16 protein-coding genes are annotated in these 14,543 nt (G+C 64.2%); 13 read left to right on the top strand and 3 right to left on the bottom strand.

Annotated elements, in window-relative coordinates; all coding sequences use genetic code 11:
- Positions 1-96: 96 nt before the first annotated feature.
- From OEJ36_RS04550 to hisC, 10 genes are all read left to right on the top strand, one after another.
- Positions 97-906 carry an ATP-binding cassette domain-containing protein gene (locus tag OEJ36_RS04550; protein WP_021217839.1) on the top strand — a complete coding sequence of 270 codons (810 nt, stop codon included), beginning with the start codon at positions 97-99 and terminating at the stop codon, positions 904-906.
- Complete coding sequence (mlaE, locus tag OEJ36_RS04545; RefSeq protein WP_263400538.1) at positions 906-1,703, top strand: lipid asymmetry maintenance ABC transporter permease subunit MlaE; 798 nt, start codon at positions 906-908, stop codon at positions 1,701-1,703. Before OEJ36_RS04550 ends, mlaE begins: the two co-directional genes overlap by 1 nt.
- Positions 1,703-2,170 carry an outer membrane lipid asymmetry maintenance protein MlaD gene (gene mlaD, locus OEJ36_RS04540; protein WP_021217841.1) on the top strand — a complete coding sequence of 156 codons (468 nt, stop codon included), beginning with the start codon at positions 1,703-1,705 and terminating at the stop codon, positions 2,168-2,170. The genes mlaE and mlaD overlap by 1 nt, the downstream gene beginning before the upstream one ends.
- 11 nt (positions 2,171-2,181) lie before the next feature.
- Positions 2,182-2,829: a phospholipid-binding protein MlaC gene (locus OEJ36_RS04535; RefSeq protein WP_263400537.1), complete on the top strand. Its 648-nt coding sequence runs from the start codon at positions 2,182-2,184 to the stop codon at positions 2,827-2,829.
- The gene (locus OEJ36_RS04530; protein ID WP_263400536.1) at positions 2,822-3,130 is read left to right on the top strand and encodes a lipid asymmetry maintenance protein MlaB; all 309 of its coding nucleotides are present in this window, start codon (positions 2,822-2,824) and stop codon (positions 3,128-3,130) included. Before OEJ36_RS04535 ends, OEJ36_RS04530 begins: the two co-directional genes overlap by 8 nt.
- 109 nt (positions 3,131-3,239) lie before the next feature.
- Positions 3,240-3,479 (top strand): BolA family protein, encoded by a 240-nt coding sequence (locus OEJ36_RS04525; protein ID WP_021217844.1) that lies wholly within the window; start codon positions 3,240-3,242, stop codon positions 3,477-3,479.
- A 23-nt stretch (positions 3,480-3,502) separates the two neighbouring features.
- Positions 3,503-4,768: a UDP-N-acetylglucosamine 1-carboxyvinyltransferase gene (gene murA / locus OEJ36_RS04520; RefSeq protein ID WP_043241471.1), complete on the top strand. Its 1,266-nt coding sequence runs from the start codon at positions 3,503-3,505 to the stop codon at positions 4,766-4,768.
- An 85-nt stretch (positions 4,769-4,853) separates the two neighbouring features.
- Complete coding sequence (hisG, locus tag OEJ36_RS04515; protein WP_021217846.1) at positions 4,854-5,489, top strand: ATP phosphoribosyltransferase; 636 nt, start codon at positions 4,854-4,856, stop codon at positions 5,487-5,489.
- A gap of 119 nt (positions 5,490-5,608) precedes the next feature.
- Positions 5,609-6,922, top strand: a complete 1,314-nt coding sequence (hisD, locus tag OEJ36_RS04510; RefSeq protein ID WP_263400535.1) for a histidinol dehydrogenase — start codon at positions 5,609-5,611, stop codon at positions 6,920-6,922.
- Positions 6,923-6,924: 2 nt separating this feature from the next.
- Positions 6,925-7,977: a histidinol-phosphate transaminase gene (gene hisC, locus OEJ36_RS04505; RefSeq protein WP_263400534.1), complete on the top strand. Its 1,053-nt coding sequence runs from the start codon at positions 6,925-6,927 to the stop codon at positions 7,975-7,977.
- 75 nt (positions 7,978-8,052) lie between these two features.
- Here hisC and OEJ36_RS04500 read toward each other — a convergent pair whose 3' ends face one another.
- The 3 genes from OEJ36_RS04500 to algW all read right to left on the bottom strand — a co-directional run bounded on the left by OEJ36_RS04500 (position 8,053) and on the right by algW (position 12,167).
- Positions 8,053-8,781, bottom strand: a complete 729-nt coding sequence (locus tag OEJ36_RS04500) for a DUF4198 domain-containing protein (RefSeq protein ID WP_184488692.1) — start codon at positions 8,779-8,781, stop codon at positions 8,053-8,055.
- Positions 8,782-8,793: 12 nt separating this feature from the next.
- Positions 8,794-10,881: a TonB-dependent siderophore receptor gene (locus OEJ36_RS04495; protein ID WP_263400533.1), complete on the bottom strand. Its 2,088-nt coding sequence runs from the start codon at positions 10,879-10,881 to the stop codon at positions 8,794-8,796.
- 128 nt (positions 10,882-11,009) lie between these two features.
- Positions 11,010-12,167 (bottom strand): Do family serine endopeptidase AlgW, encoded by a 1,158-nt coding sequence (gene algW / locus OEJ36_RS04490; protein WP_021217851.1) that lies wholly within the window; start codon positions 12,165-12,167, stop codon positions 11,010-11,012.
- A 112-nt stretch (positions 12,168-12,279) separates the two neighbouring features.
- Here algW and OEJ36_RS04485 point away from each other — a divergent pair, with 112 nt between their 5' ends.
- The 3 genes from OEJ36_RS04485 to OEJ36_RS04475 all read left to right on the top strand — a co-directional run bounded on the left by OEJ36_RS04485 (position 12,280) and on the right by OEJ36_RS04475 (position 14,506).
- Entirely contained in the window at positions 12,280-13,038 is a 759-nt protein-coding gene (locus tag OEJ36_RS04485) for a Nif3-like dinuclear metal center hexameric protein (protein ID WP_184488694.1), read from the top strand.
- Between the two features lie 152 nt (positions 13,039-13,190).
- Entirely contained in the window at positions 13,191-14,108 is a 918-nt protein-coding gene (gene cysD / locus OEJ36_RS04480; RefSeq protein WP_021217853.1) for a sulfate adenylyltransferase subunit CysD, read from the top strand.
- 56 nt (positions 14,109-14,164) lie between these two features.
- Complete coding sequence (locus tag OEJ36_RS04475) at positions 14,165-14,506, top strand: four helix bundle protein (RefSeq protein WP_021217854.1); 342 nt, start codon at positions 14,165-14,167, stop codon at positions 14,504-14,506.
- Positions 14,507-14,543: the final 37 nt, after the last annotated feature.

Genomic DNA, 14,543 nt, shown 5'->3' with positions numbered 1-14,543 from the left:
ATAGTTCGCCGCCTGTTCGGCCACCCCTCAGGCATCGTGTCCCGGCCGCTGGAGGCGACGTCTTCTGCAGGGATGGCCGCATCGCAAGGAGTACAGATGAGCGCTGATAACGCTTACGCCGTGGAGTTGAAGGGTGTCACCTTCAAACGCGGCACACGCAGTATTTTTCAGAATGTCGATATCCGCATCCCGCGCGGCAAGGTGACCGGGATCATGGGGCCGTCCGGCTGCGGCAAGACCACCCTGTTGCGCCTCATCGCCGCACAGCTCAAGCCTGCGGCCGGCGAAGTCTGGGTCAACGGTCAGAACCTGCCGAAGCTTTCCCGTGCCGACCTCTTCGACATGCGCAAGCAGTTCGGTGTGCTGTTCCAGAGCGGCGCGCTGTTCACTGACCTCGATGTGTTCGAGAACGTCGCCTTTCCCCTGCGGGTGCACACCAAGCTGCCCGAGGAAATGATTCGTGACATTGTCCTGATGAAACTGCAGGCGGTTGGCCTGCGTGGCGCCATCGAATTGATGCCGGATGAACTCTCCGGCGGCATGAAGCGTCGCGTGGCCTTGGCCCGGGCCATTGCCCTCGATCCGCAGATCCTCATGTACGACGAGCCTTTCGTCGGCCAGGACCCCATCGCCATGGGCGTGCTGGTGCGTCTGATTCGCCTGCTCAACGATGCCCTGGGTATCACCAGCATCGTGGTCTCCCACGACCTGGCGGAGACCGCCAGCATCGCTGACTATCTTTATGTGGTCGGTGATGCCCAGGTGCTGGGGCAGGGCACTCCCAAAGAGTTGATGGAGTCGGATAACCCGAGGATCCGCCAGTTCATGAAAGGCATCCCCGACGGGCCGGTACCCTTCCACTTCCCGGCACCCGATTACCGCAACGATTTGCTGGGAGAGCGTTGATGCGCAAGAAGTCTCCGCTCGAGCGCATCCGCCTGCTCGGGAGCGCCGGCCTGGACGTGGTCGAAGCGCTGGGCCGTTCCACCCTGTTCCTGCTGCGCGCCATGTTCGGGCGTACCGGCACCGGCGCTGGATTCCAGCTGCTGATCAAGCAACTGTATTTCGTCGGCGTGCTGTCGCTGCCGATCATCGTCGTATCCGGTGTGTTCATCGGCATGGTGCTGGCCCTGCAGGGCTACAACATCCTGGTGGAATACGGCTCCGAGCAGGCGGTTGGGCAGATGGTAGCCCTGACCTTGCTGCGTGAGCTCGGCCCGGTGGTCACCGCGCTGCTGTTCGCCGGTCGTGCAGGCTCCGCCCTGGCGGCCGAGATCGGCAACATGAAGTCCACCGAGCAACTCTCCAGCCTGGAGATGATCGGCGTCGACCCGCTCAAGTACATCATCGCCCCGCGTCTCTGGGCCGGATTCATTTCCATGCCGTTGCTGGCGATGATCTTCAGCGTGGTGGGCATCTGGGGCGGCGCGATGGTCGCCGTCGATTGGCTGGGTGTTTACGATGGCTCTTTCTGGGCCAATATGCAGAACAGTGTCGAATTCACCGAAGACGTGCTGAACGGCGTGCTGAAAAGCATGGTCTTCGCCTTCGTGGTGACCTGGATCGCCGTGTTCCAGGGTTACGACTGCGAGCCGACCTCCGAAGGGATCAGCCGCGCAACGACTAAAACCGTGGTCTATGCCTCGCTGGCCGTGCTGGGGCTCGACTTCATCCTGACCGCCTTGATGTTTGGAGATTTCTGATGCAAATCCGCACCCTGGAAATTGGTGTCGGCCTGTTCCTGCTGGCCGGGTTGCTCGCCCTGCTGCTGCTGGCTTTGCGGGTGAGCGGCCTGTCGGTCGGCGGCGCCAGCGAAACCTATAAAGTTTATGCCCACTTCGACAATATCGCCGGTTTGACTGTCAGAGCAAAAGTGACCATGGCCGGTGTGACCATCGGCAAGGTCACCGCCATCGACCTGGATCGCGAGAGCTACACCGGCAGGGTCACCATGGAGCTGGAAAAACGCGTCGACAACCTGCCGACCGATTCCACGGCCTCCATCCTCACTGCCGGCCTGCTGGGCGAGAAGTACATCGGTATCAGCGTCGGCGGCGACGACCAGCTGCTGAAGGACGGCGGCACCATCCGCGACACCCAGTCCGCGCTGGTGCTCGAAGACCTGATCGGCAAGTTCCTGCTCAATACGGTCAATAAGGAAAGCAAGTGAGGACCTTCGACATGATCAAAGCAATGCGTAACGGCCTGCTGGTTCTGCTCGCCGCACTGCCCCTGCTGGCCAACGCGGCGCCCAGCGCCCGCGATGTGGTGCAGCAGACCACCGACAAGCTGCTCAGCGACCTCAAGGCCAACAAGCAGCAGTACCGTAGCAACCCCAGCGCCTTCTACGACGCGCTGAACAACATCCTCGGCCCGGTGGTGGATGCCGACGGTATTTCCCGCAGCATCATGACGGTCAAGTACTCGCGCAAGGCGACCCCGGAGCAGATGACCCGCTTCCAGGAGAACTTCAAGCGCAGCCTGATGCAGTTCTACGGCAATGCCCTGCTGGAATACGACAACCAGGACATCCGCGTGCTGCCCGGCAAGCAGGAAGACCCGGAGCGCACCAGCGTCGGCATGGAAGTGAAGGACAGCAAGGGCACCGTCTATCCGGTGTCGTACACCATGGTCAACATCGATGGCCAGTGGATGCTGCGTAACGTCATCATCAACGGCATCAACATCGGCAAGCTGTTCCGCGACCAGTTCGCCGACACCATGCAGAAGAATGGCAACGACCTGGACAAGACCATCAACGGCTGGGCCGAAGTGGTGGCCAAGGCCAAGCAGACCGAGGAAGGCCAGAAGGCCGCCGGTCATGAGTGAAGCCGCACTGACCGCCGGTAACGCCGGGGAGCTGAAGCTCTCCGGCGTGCTGGATTTTCGTAGCGGGCCGCAGCTCCGTGAAACCGGGGCGCAGCTGATCCGCGAACACGGCCTGAGCGACCTGGTGCTCGATTGCTCCGGTGTTGAGAAGTCCAGCAGCGTCGGCCTCTCGCTGTTGCTGGCCTTCATGCGGGATGCGCACAAGGCCGGCAAGACGCTGACCATCCGCGCGTTGCCCGAGGACATGCGGCAGATCGCCGGCGTCTCCGGGCTCGACGAGTTGCTGCCCTTGGAAGTGTGAAGACAATCGAAAGCCCTCCGTCTGACCTTGCGCGCGCGGGGTTCGCAGGCGGGGGGCTTTTTTGTATCATGGCCGACCCGCGCGCGTAGGGCGCCGATTGAGGTTGAGCATGCAGGCCGTAGAAGTGAAGAACCTCCTGGAGGCTAAGCTGCCCGGAGCCCAGGTGGAAGTTGAAGGCGAAGGCTGCAACTTCCAGTTGAACCTGATCAGCGACGAGCTGGCTGGCATGAGCCCGGTCAAGCGCCAGCAGCAGGTTTATGCCCATCTGAACGCCTGGATCGCCAATGGCAGCATCCACGCGGTCACCATGAAATTCTTCAGCCTCGCTGGCTGGGCCGAGCGTTCCTGAGCCTACGGGCGACGAGATTCCAAATGGATAAACTGATTATTACCGGCGGCCAACGCCTCGATGGCGAAATCCGCATTTCGGGCGCCAAGAACTCGGCCCTGCCGATCCTCGCGGCCACCCTGCTGGCCGATACCCCGGTCACCGTGTGCAACCTGCCACACCTGCACGACATCACCACCATGATCGAGCTCTTCGGTCGCATGGGCGTGCAGCCGGTGATCGACGAGAAGCTCAGCGTCGAAGTCGACGCCAGCACCATCAAGACCCTGGTCGCGCCCTATGAGCTGGTGAAAACCATGCGCGCCTCGATCCTGGTGCTCGGCCCCATGGTCGCGCGCTTCGGTGAAGCCGAAGTGGCCCTGCCCGGCGGTTGCGCCATCGGTTCGCGTCCGGTCGACCTGCACATCCGTGGCCTCGAAGCCATGGGCGCACTGATCGACGTCGACGGCGGCTACATCAAGGCCCGCGCTCCGGCCGGCGGCCTGCGTGGCGCGCACTTCTTCTTCGATACCGTCAGCGTGACCGGTACCGAGAACATCATGATGGCCGCTACCCTGGCCAACGGCCGTACCGTGCTGGAAAACGCCGCACGCGAACCGGAAGTGGTCGACCTGGCCAACTGCCTGATCGCCATGGGCGCGCAGATCCAGGGCGCCGGCACCGACACCATCATCATCGACGGCGTGAAGCGCCTCGGTGGTGCGCGTTACAGCGTGATGCCCGACCGTATCGAGACCGGCACCTACCTGGTTGCCGCAGCCTCTACTGGCGGTCGCGTCAAGCTCAAGGACACCGATCCGACCATCCTCGAATCCGTGCTGCTGAAGCTGGAAGAGGCGGGTGCCCACATCAGCACCGGCAACAACTGGATCGAGCTGGACATGAAGGGCAATCGCCCGAAAGCGGTCAACGTGCGCACTGCGCCGTACCCGGCGTTCCCCACCGACATGCAGGCCCAGTTCATTTCCATGAACGCCGTGGCCGAAGGCACCGGTGCGGTCATCGAGACCGTGTTCGAGAACCGCTTCATGCACGTCTACGAAATGAACCGCATGGGCGCGCAGATCCTGGTCGAGGGCAACACCGCCATCGTCACCGGCGTTCCGCAGCTCAAGGGCGCTCCGGTCATGGCCACCGACCTGCGGGCTTCGGCCAGCCTGGTCATCGCCGGCCTGGTTGCCGAGGGCGACACCCTGATCGACCGCATCTACCACATCGACCGTGGTTACGAGTGCATCGAGGAAAAACTGCAGCTGCTCGGCGCCAAGATCCGCCGCGTGCCGGGTTAGGTGACGCTCGGGCCGACCGTTAGCGGTCGGCCCGCACGCTCCCTCAAGGGCCCGCAGAGGGCCGAAGCCAAGGACATCCAGTTCCATGCTCACCATCGCGTTATCCAAGGGCCGCATCCTCGACGACACCCTGCCGCTGCTGGCGGAAGCGGGCATCGTCCCCACCGAGAATCCGGACAAGAGCCGCAAGCTGATCATCCCCACCACCCAGGATGACGTGCGCCTGCTGATCGTCCGTGCCACCGACGTGCCGACCTATGTCGAGCATGGCGCGGCAGACCTCGGCGTGGCCGGCAAGGATGTGCTGATGGAGTACGGTGGCCAGGGCCTGTACGAGCCCCTGGACCTGCGTATTGCCCGCTGCAAGCTGATGACCGCTGGCGCGATCGGTGTACCCGAGCCCAAGGGCCGTCTGCGCGTGGCCACCAAGTTCGTCAACGTCGCCAAGCGTTATTACGCCGAGCAGGGCCGCCAGGTCGAAGTGATCAAGCTTTACGGTTCGATGGAGCTGGCTCCGTTGGTTGGCCTGGCCGACAAGATCATCGACGTGGTCGACACCGGTAACACCCTCCGCGCCAATGGCCTGGAACCCCAGGAAATGATTGCCACCATCAGCTCCCGTCTGGTGGTCAACAAGGCCTCGATGAAGATGCAGCACGCCCGTATCCAGGCGCTGATCGACACCCTGCGCCAGGCCGTCGAGTCGCGACACCACGACTGACACCCATGCGGCTCCGGCCGCATCCGCCTATCCGTGTCATAGCCAATAATCTCGGGTGCCCGCACGGTGGGCTTGCTACTCTAGCGGCGCCCGAGCATTTGCCAATAACGAGGCCCGCTATGACCGTTCAAACCGCTGTTCGCCGACTCAATGCCGCTGATCCGGACTTCGCCCGTCATCTGGATCATCTGCTGAGCTGGGAAAGCGTATCCGACGAATCGGTCAACCAGCGCGTACTCGACATCATCAAGGCCGTGCGTGAGCGTGGCGATGCCGCCGTGGTCGAGTTCACCCAGCGTTTCGATGGTTTGACCGTGGACTCCATGGCCGACCTGATCCTGCCGCGCGAGCGTCTGGAGTTGGCGCTGACCCGCATCACCGCCGAGCAGCGCAAGGCCCTGGAGACCGCCGCCGAACGCGTGCGCCTCTACCACGAGAAGCAGAAGCAGGATTCCTGGACCTACACCGAGGCCGACGGCACCGTGCTGGGCCAGCAGGTCACCCCGCTGGATCGCGCCGGCCTGTACGTGCCCGGCGGCAAGGCGTCCTACCCGTCTTCCGTCCTGATGAACGCCATCCCGGCCAAGGTCGCCGGCGTCGCCGAAGTGGTGATGGTGGTGCCGACCCCCCGCGGCGAGATCAACGAGATCGTCCTCGCCGCCGCCTGCGTAGCCGGCGTCGACCGCGTCTTCACCATCGGCGGGGCCCAGGCGGTCGCCGCGCTGGCCTACGGCACCGAGAGCGTGCCCCAGGTGGACAAGATCGTCGGCCCCGGCAACATCTATGTCGCCACTGCCAAGCGCCACGTCTTCGGCCAGGTCGGCATCGACATGATCGCCGGCCCCTCCGAGATTCTCGTGGTCTGCGACGGCCAGACCGATCCGGACTGGATCGCCATGGACCTGTTCTCCCAGGCCGAGCACGACGAAGACGCCCAATCCATCCTGGTTAGCCCCGACGCCGCGTTCCTCGACAAGGTGGCCGCCAGCATCGAGAAGCTGCTGCCGACCATGGAGCGTGCCGAAATCATCCGCACCTCCCTCTCCGGTCGTGGCGCGCTGATCCAGGTCGCCGACATGCAACAGGCGATCACCGTTGCCAATCGTATCGCCCCCGAGCACCTGGAGCTGTCGGTCGCCGACCCGCAGGCCTGGCTGCCGCAGATCCGCCACGCCGGCGCCATCTTCATGGGCCGTTACACCGCCGAGGCGCTGGGCGACTACTGCGCCGGCCCGAACCACGTGTTGCCCACCTCCGGCACCGCGCGCTTCTCCTCGCCGCTGGGCGTGTATGACTTCCAGAAGCGCTCGTCGATCATCTTCTGCTCGGCAGAGGGTGCTTCCGAGCTGGGCAAGACCGCGTCCGTGCTGGCCCGTGGCGAGTCGCTGACCGCCCACGCCCGCAGCGCCGAGTACCGGATCAAGGGAGAATGACGATGAGCAAATTCTGGAGTCCCTTCGTCAAGGAACTGGTGCCCTACGTTCCGGGCGAGCAGCCGAAGATCGCCAACCTGGTGAAGCTGAACACCAACGAGAACCCCTACGGGCCGTCGCCGAAGGCCATCGCCGCCATGCAGGCGGAACTGGGTGACAGCCTGCGCTTGTACCCGGACCCGAACAGCGACCGCCTCAAGCAGGCGGTCGCGGAGTACTACGGCGTGACAACCGGCCAGGTGTTCGTCGGCAACGGTTCGGACGAGGTGCTGGCACACATCTTCCACGGCCTGTTCCAGCACGGCCGCCCGCTGCTGTTCCCGGACGTGAGCTACAGCTTCTACCCGGTCTACTGCGGCCTCTACGGCATCCCCTTCGAGGCGTTGCCGCTGGATGAGCAGTTCCAGATCCGCGTCGAAGACTACGCGCGCCCCAACGCCGGCATCATCTTCCCCAACCCCAACGCCCCCACCGGTTGCCTGCTGGCGCTGGAGGCGGTGGAGAAGCTGCTGCAGGGCAGCCCGGATACTGTGGTGGTGGTCGATGAGGCCTATATCGATTTCGGCGGCCAGAGTGCCATCGCCCTGGTGGACCGCTACCCGAACCTGCTGGTCACCCAGACCCTGTCCAAGTCCCGCTCCCTGGCCGGCCTGCGCGTGGGCCTGGCGGTGGGGCACCCGGACCTGATCGAGGCCCTGGAGCGCATCAAGAACAGTTTCAACTCCTACCCGCTGGACCGCATGGCCATAGTCGGCGCCGCTGCGGCGTTCGAGGACCGCGAATGGTTCGAGCAGACCTGCGCCAAGGTCATCGACAGCCGCGAGCGGGTGGTGAGCGAACTGGAAAAGCGTGGCTTCGAGGTGTTGCCTTCGGCGGCCAACTTCATCTTCGCCCGTCACCCGGGCAAGGATGCGGCGGGCATTGCTGCCGGCCTGCGCGAGAAGGGCGTGATCGTGCGTCACTTCAAGCAGGAACGCATCGCCCAGTTCCTGCGCATCACCATCGGCACGCCGGAGCAGAACCAGGCGCTGCTGGATGCGCTCGACGCCGCCTGATTCCGCTGCCATGAACGAAAAAGCCGAGACGGGAAACCGCCTCGGCTTTTTTCATGCTTCAACGGCTGCTGCCGCTCACTCGTGATGGGCTTCGCCAACGAAGGTCAGCGAGGTGAAGAAGCCGTGCTCCTCGGCTTCCGGGTCCTTGTCGGTCTTCAGCGTCGCCTGTGCGGCGATCACGTTGAGGCCGGCGTTGCGTACCAGCACCCTGGCCTTGCCCTGGGCGTCGGTGGTGGCGCTGACGGTATGCGGGTCGCTGCGGTAGTCGCCGTACAGCTCGATGCCGGCTGCCGGCTTGCCATCCAGCAGCACCTGCACCGGCAGTGGCTTGCCGGGGCCGACGCCGAGCGGGTCGACCTGCGGCACGATGACCAGGCGCACGCGCTCCAGTGCCGGCAGCTTCGCGCCTTCCTGGTAGACCGCGAGGCTGTACTTCCAGGTGTGGATGGAGGCGACAGCGCCCTTCACCTGGTCGCGGCCCTTGTTGATCCACTGCTTGTCGGCGGTCTGCGACCAGGCGCCGTTGTCCAGCGCCACCGCCAGGCTGGCCGGTGGCTTCAGGGGTTGCAGGCGGGCGTGGTCGTCGAGGCGCTGGACGGTGACCGGGATCATCCGGCCGGCCTTGTCGTAGGCCCAGGCGCCGCTGACCTTCTCGGCCTTGAAGGCGTCGTCCTCGGCGCCGTGCCCGTAGATCACTTCGATGTTGCCGCGGCGCTGTTCGGTCCAGAGGCCGTGGGCCTGGGCCTGGCCGGCGAGGAGGGCGCCGAGGGCGGCGGTAAGCAGCAGTTTGCTGTGGAGTCGCATGGGGAGTCCTTGTCAGAGGTTGAGGGTAAGGCTGAGGGTGAGGTTGCGCGGGTCGCCCGGCAGCACCCAGACGTTGTTGTAGGAGCGCTCGTAGTACTTGCGGTCGAAGAGGTTGTTGAGGTTCAGGCCGATGCTCAGGTCATCGCTGGCCTTGTAGTGGGCGAGCAGGTCGAGGGTGCTGTAGGCGGGCAGTTCGAACTGGCTGCCGGCCTGGCCGGAGCGGTCGCCCACGTAGTTGGCCGCGGCGCCGACATCCGAACCGCGCAGCCAGCCGTCCTGGAATTCGTAGACGCCCATCAGGCTGCCGCTGTGCTTGGCGATGCCGAGCAGGCGGCTGCCTTCGGGCAGGGTGTTGTCCTCGGTCACCTCGGCATCGATATAGGCGTAGGCGCCGATCAGGCGGAAGGCGTCGCTGAGCTGGCCGGCGACCTGCACATCCAGGCCCTGGCTGCGCGCCTTGCCGGCGGCGATGCTCTGGCTGGGGTCGTTCGGGTCGGCGGTGAGCACGTTCTCCTTCTCGATATGGAAGAGCGCGGCAGTGGCACCCAGCCGGCCTTCGAACAGGTCGAGCTTGACCCCGCTCTCATAGCCGACGCCTTTCTCCGGCTTGAACACGGTGCCGCGGCTGCTGATGGCGTTGGGTTTCACCGAGGTGGAGGCATTGGCGAACACCCCGACTTCCGGGGTGAGCTGGTAGAGCAGGCCCAGGCGCGGCGTGACTACATCCTTGTGCTGGGCGTTGCGGATGCGCGTGGAGCGGTCCAGGGCTGCCTGCTCGAAGCGCTCGATGCGCACGCCCATCAAGCCGCGCAGCCGGTCGGTGAAGGCGATCTGGTCCTGCAGGTTCAGCGAATGGCTTTCCACCCGCTCGAAGAAGTCGTTCTTGCGGGTGAGCGCGGGCTTGGGTTGGCCGTATACGGGGTTGTGGATATCCAGGCCGTAGCTGAACAGGGTGTCGCTCTGGGGGTACTTCTGGCTGTTGCGGTAGTTCTCGTACTCCAGGCCGATCAGCGTCTGGTGCTGCCAGGTGCCGGTGGCGAAGGTGCCGTGCAGTTCGGCCTGGGTGATGCTGTTGTTCCATTCGAAATCGCGCTGGCGATAGAAGCGGCTGACGATGTCGCCGGACAGGCGCGAGGTTTCCGAGGAGTCGCCAGCCAGGTGGCCCTGGGCATAGTGGTTGGCCAGGCGCAGCTTCCAGTCCTCGTTCAGGTAGTGCTCGAGGCTGACCTGCAGCATCTGGTTGCGGTTGCGGATCTCGCCGTCGTTGGGTTCGCCGAGGAAGGTGGAGCGCTTGACCGAGCCGAGCTGGTTGCCTGGGGCGGGGATGCCGCGATCGAACACCGACTCGTGGCGCACGAACTCGCTTTCGATCAGCAGGCGCGTATCCGGGCTGAGCTGCCAACTGAGGGACGGGCTGACCACCACGCGCTCGCTGCCGACGTGATCACGGAAGCTCTGGTTGTCCTCCACCGCCAGGTTGATGCGCGACAGCAGAGTGCCGGCGTCGTCCAGCGGCGTATTGACGTCGAGGCTGCTGCGGTAGCGGTCCCAGCTGCCCGCACTGGCGCTGAAGCGGGAGAAGGCTTCCTCCTCGGGCTTCTTGGTGACGATATTGACCAGGCCGCCCGGGTCCCCACGTCCGTAGAGGCTGGCCGCCGGGCCCTTGAGTACTTCGATGCGCTCGATGGTGGAGGCGTCCGGCGAGCTGTAGCTGCCACGGTTGATGGCGAAGCCGTTCTTGTACAGCTCGCCGGTGGTGAAGCCGCGCACGCTGTAGTTGAGGAAGGTCAGGCCACCGAAGTTGTTTTGCCGGGATACACCGCCGGCGAAGTCCAGGGCGCGGTCGATGCGGGTGGTGTTGAGGTCTTCCAGTACCCGGGCGGGCACCACGGCCACGGATTGCGGGATGTCGCGCAGGTCGGAGTCGGTGCGGGTGGCGCTCGCCGAGCGGGTGGCGCGGTAGCCGGTGACGGGACCGTCGGCGCGCTCGTGGCGGGATTCGATGGTGATCTCTTCGAGTTCCAGTGGTGCGGCTAGGGAGTTGCTGCTGGCCAGGCCGAGCGCCAGGCCGGCGGCCGAGGCGAGGGTGCGGGACTTCATTGTCGGTGGGTCTCAGGGTTTAAAGATGTAATAACATAACATTTTATTTTTTCATCTTTCACCTGCCAGGTTCGATTTCATGGAGCGGGGGGCGAAATGAAGAACGGCGCCATCAGGCGCCGTTCGGGTCAGTTGTTGTCCGCGGGTGCGGTTTGCTGTGGCGGCCTGAGGCCGACTTCGGCGGAGAGGTCGATCTCCTTGCCGTTGCGCATGACCTTGACGCTGACTTTCTCGCCGGGCTTGGTGCGGGCCACCTGGTTCATCGAGCGGCGGCCATCGCCGGCGGGTTCGCCATCGATGCTGAGGATGATGTCGCCGGGCTGCAGGTTGGCACGTTGCGCCGGGCTGTCGCGGTAGATGCCGGCGACGACGATGCCCGGGCGCCCTTCGAGGCCGAAGGACTCGGCCAGCTCGGGGGTGAGCGGCTGCACCTCGATGCCCAGCCAGCCACGGATGACCTGGCCGTGCTCGATGATCGCCTTCATGACTTCCAGGGCCAGCTTGGTGGGGATGGCGAAGCCGATGCCCTGGGAGCCGCCGGACTTGGAGAAGATCGCGGTGTTGATACCGATCAGGTTGCCGTTGGCATCCACCAGGGCGCCACCGGAGTTGCCCGGGTTGATCGCCGCGTCGGTCTGGATGAAGTCCTCGTAGGTATTGAGGCCCAGCTGGTTGCGGCCAGTGGCGCTGATGATGCCCATGGTCACGGTCTGGCCGAAGCCGAAGGGGTTGCCAATGGCCAGGGCGACGTCGCCGATGCGAATGTTGTCGGAGCGGCCGAGGGTGATGGCGGGCAGGTTGTCCAGGTCGATCTTGAGCACCGCGAGGTCGGTTTCCGGATCGCCGCCTACCAGGCGTGCCAGGGTTTCGCGGCCATCCTTGAGGGCCACGACTATCTGGTCGGCGCCCGCCGTGACGTGGTTGTTGGTCAGCAGGTAGCCCTCGGGGCTCATGATCACCGCCGAGCCGAGGCTGGACTCCATGCGCCGCTGGCGGGGCAGGTTGTCACCGAAGAAGCGGCGGAACTGCGGGTCTTCGAACAGCGGATGCGCCGGCTTGCTCACCACCTTGGTGGTGTACAGGTTGACCACGGCGGGGGAGGCGCTGTTCACCGCTTCCGCATAGGACTCCGGGCCTGGGCGCGAGAGGCTGTACCGGGGCGCTTCCTGGAGGTGCACTTCCTGGCGGGGCAGGCCGACCAGTTCGGGGTATTGCTGGATGATCAGCAGTGCTACGAGTACGCCGACAAGCAGGGGCCAGCCGAAGAAACGCAGGGCCTTGAGCATCGAGGGGAATCCTGAGGGTTGCGAGGGGCGAGGGTGCCCCTTAAGGTGGCGCCATTATACGGGGCGGCCGCCAATAAAATAGCCGCTCTCAGCAGCTTATGAGGAGAGGCAGATGGCCATTGCACTGACCACCCTGGTGGAGGAAGCGGAGCGCTTTCTCGGGGCTTCGCGTATCTCGGATTACTGCCCGAACGGCCTCCAGGTCGAAGGGCGGCCACAGGTTCGGCGCATCGTCAGCGGGGTCACCGCCAGCCAGGCATTGCTCGATGCCGCGGTGGAAGCCGAGGCCGATGTGGTGCTGGTCCACCACGGCTATTTCTGGAAGGGCGAGAACCCCTGTGTGGTCGGGATCAAGCAGCGCCGCCTGAAGACTCTGCTGACCCACGACATCAGCCTGCTGGCCTATCACCTGCCCCTGGACGTGCACCCGGAAGTGGGCAACAACGTGCAGCTTGCCCGTCAACTGGACATCACCGTCGAAGGACCGCTGGAGCCGGACAACCCGCGCACCGTCGGCCTGATCGGCTCCCTGGCCGAACCGCTCACTCCGCGCGATTTCGCTCGCCGCGTACAGGACGTACTGGGCCGCGAGCCCCTGCTGGTGGAAGGCTCCGGGATGATCCGCCGCATCGGCTGGTGCACCGGCGGCGGCCAGGGCTACATCGATACGGCGATCGCCGCCGGCGTCGACCTCTACCTCACCGGCGAGGCGTCCGAGCAGACGTTCCACAGCGCTCGCGAGAACGGCATCAGCTTCATCGCTGCCGGTCACCACGCCACCGAACGCTACGGCGTGCAGGCCCTGGGCGACTACCTGGCGCGGCGTTTCGCCATCGAGCACTTGTTCATCGATTGCCCCAATCCCATCTAGGAAAGGGGCGCCGGAAGGCCCGTTCCAGCAGGTATAAAGCTAGATCGTTTCGTTCTAAGTGCGCCCCTGAATAGAAGAAGGCGCTGTGCTAGAGTGCGCGCTCGTCCACGGCCCGAAGGCCGTTGTATCAGATAAGAAATCCGTGAGTAGCCATGCTCGACAAACTGACGCACCTGAAACAGCTGGAGGCGGAAAGTATCCACATCATTCGTGAGGTGGCCGCCGAATTCGATAACCCGGTGATGCTGTATTCCATCGGCAAAGACTCCGCCGTCATGCTGCACCTGGCGCGCAAGGCCTTCTTCCCGGGCAAGCTGCCGTTCCCGGTGATGCATGTCGACACTCAGTGGAAGTTCCAGGAGATGTACCGGTTCCGCGACAAGATGGTCGCCGACCTGGGCCTCGAGCTGATCACCCACGTGAACCCCGAGGGCAAGGCCCAGGGTATCAACCCCTTCACCCACGGCAGTGCCAAGCACACCGACATCATGAAGACCGAGGGCCTCAAGCAGGCTCTGGACAAGTACGGCTTCGATGCTGCCTTCGGTGGTGCCCGTCGTGACGAGGAGAAGTCCCGCGCCAAGGAGCGCGTCTACTCCTTCCGCGACAGCAAGCACCGCTGGGACCCGAAAAACCAGCGCCCCGAGCTGTGGAACGTCTACAACGGCAAAGTGAAGAAGGGCGAGTCGATCCGCGTCTTCCCGCTGTCCAACTGGACCGAGCTGGACATCTGGCAATACATCTATCTGGAGCAGATCCCGATCGTCCCGCTGTACTTCGCCGCCGAGCGCGAAGTCATCGAGAAAAACGGCACGCTGATCATGATCGACGATGACCGCATCCTCGAGCACCTCTCGGACGAAGAGAAGGCGCGCATCGAGAAGCGCATGGTGCGTTTCCGCACCCTCGGTTGCTACCCGCTGACCGGCGCGGTCGAGTCGGAGGCCACCAGCCTCACCGACATCATCCAGGAAATGCTCCTGACCCGAACTTCCGAACGCCAGGGCCGCGTCATCGACCATGACGGTGCCGGTTCGATGGAAGAGAAAAAGCGGCAGGGCTATTTCTAGAAAGCAGTTGCAAGCTGCAAGCGACAAGCTTCAAGCAGGGAGTGGTTGGAGTTCGAATGGATTTCGAGCGACTCGATGTCTGGCGAAGAGCCAAACAGCTCACGGTAAGCATCTACAAGGCGTTCGCGGATTGCCGCGACGCCGGGTTCAAGGATCAGGTAACTCGTTCGGCGCTGTCCGTACCCAGCAATATTGCCGAGGGTATGGAACGTGGAAGCGCCAAGGAGAAATGCCGGTACCTGTGGATCGCCAAGGCATCCTGTGGCGAGCTGCGAACCCAACTGATGATCGGAGCGGAAATCGGGTACATAGCGGAGTCGCTTGCTGCTGATTGGGTAGTCGAAACCCGTGAGTTATCGAGAATGCTCACGGGGTTGATCAACAAAATTTCTGTCTAGCTGGACGCCGACGAGCTTGCCGCTTGAGGCTTGCAGC

The sequence above is a fragment of the Pseudomonas sp. PDM13 genome, from assembly GCF_025685765.1.
In the GTDB taxonomy this organism is placed as follows: domain Bacteria; phylum Pseudomonadota; class Gammaproteobacteria; order Pseudomonadales; family Pseudomonadaceae; genus Metapseudomonas; species Metapseudomonas solani.
This window is presented reverse-complemented; position numbering and strand designations above follow the sequence as displayed.

Excerpts from the sequence above, each read along its gene's own strand:
- OEJ36_RS04495 (WP_263400533.1), bottom strand. The coding sequence starts at position 10,881 with ATGAAGTCCCGCACCCTCGCCTCGGCCGCCGGCCTGGCGCTCGGCCTG.
- OEJ36_RS04530 (WP_263400536.1), top strand. The coding sequence starts at position 2,822 with ATGAGTGAAGCCGCACTGACCGCCGGTAACGCCGGGGAGCTGAAGCTC.
- OEJ36_RS04535 (WP_263400537.1), top strand. The coding sequence starts at position 2,182 with ATGATCAAAGCAATGCGTAACGGCCTGCTGGTTCTGCTCGCCGCACTG.
- hisD (WP_263400535.1), top strand. The coding sequence starts at position 5,609 with ATGACCGTTCAAACCGCTGTTCGCCGACTCAATGCCGCTGATCCGGAC.
- murA (WP_043241471.1), top strand. The coding sequence starts at position 3,503 with ATGGATAAACTGATTATTACCGGCGGCCAACGCCTCGATGGCGAAATC.
- mlaE (WP_263400538.1), top strand. The coding sequence starts at position 906 with ATGCGCAAGAAGTCTCCGCTCGAGCGCATCCGCCTGCTCGGGAGCGCC.
- algW (WP_021217851.1), bottom strand. The coding sequence starts at position 12,167 with ATGCTCAAGGCCCTGCGTTTCTTCGGCTGGCCCCTGCTTGTCGGCGTA.
- OEJ36_RS04475 (WP_021217854.1), top strand. The coding sequence starts at position 14,165 with ATGGATTTCGAGCGACTCGATGTCTGGCGAAGAGCCAAACAGCTCACG.
- OEJ36_RS04525 (WP_021217844.1), top strand. The coding sequence starts at position 3,240 with ATGCAGGCCGTAGAAGTGAAGAACCTCCTGGAGGCTAAGCTGCCCGGA.
- OEJ36_RS04550 (WP_021217839.1), top strand. The coding sequence starts at position 97 with ATGAGCGCTGATAACGCTTACGCCGTGGAGTTGAAGGGTGTCACCTTC.
- hisC (WP_263400534.1), top strand. The coding sequence starts at position 6,925 with ATGAGCAAATTCTGGAGTCCCTTCGTCAAGGAACTGGTGCCCTACGTT.
- cysD (WP_021217853.1), top strand. The coding sequence starts at position 13,191 with ATGCTCGACAAACTGACGCACCTGAAACAGCTGGAGGCGGAAAGTATC.
- OEJ36_RS04500 (WP_184488692.1), bottom strand. The coding sequence starts at position 8,781 with ATGCGACTCCACAGCAAACTGCTGCTTACCGCCGCCCTCGGCGCCCTC.
- hisG (WP_021217846.1), top strand. The coding sequence starts at position 4,854 with ATGCTCACCATCGCGTTATCCAAGGGCCGCATCCTCGACGACACCCTG.
- mlaD (WP_021217841.1), top strand. The coding sequence starts at position 1,703 with ATGCAAATCCGCACCCTGGAAATTGGTGTCGGCCTGTTCCTGCTGGCC.
- OEJ36_RS04485 (WP_184488694.1), top strand. The coding sequence starts at position 12,280 with ATGGCCATTGCACTGACCACCCTGGTGGAGGAAGCGGAGCGCTTTCTC.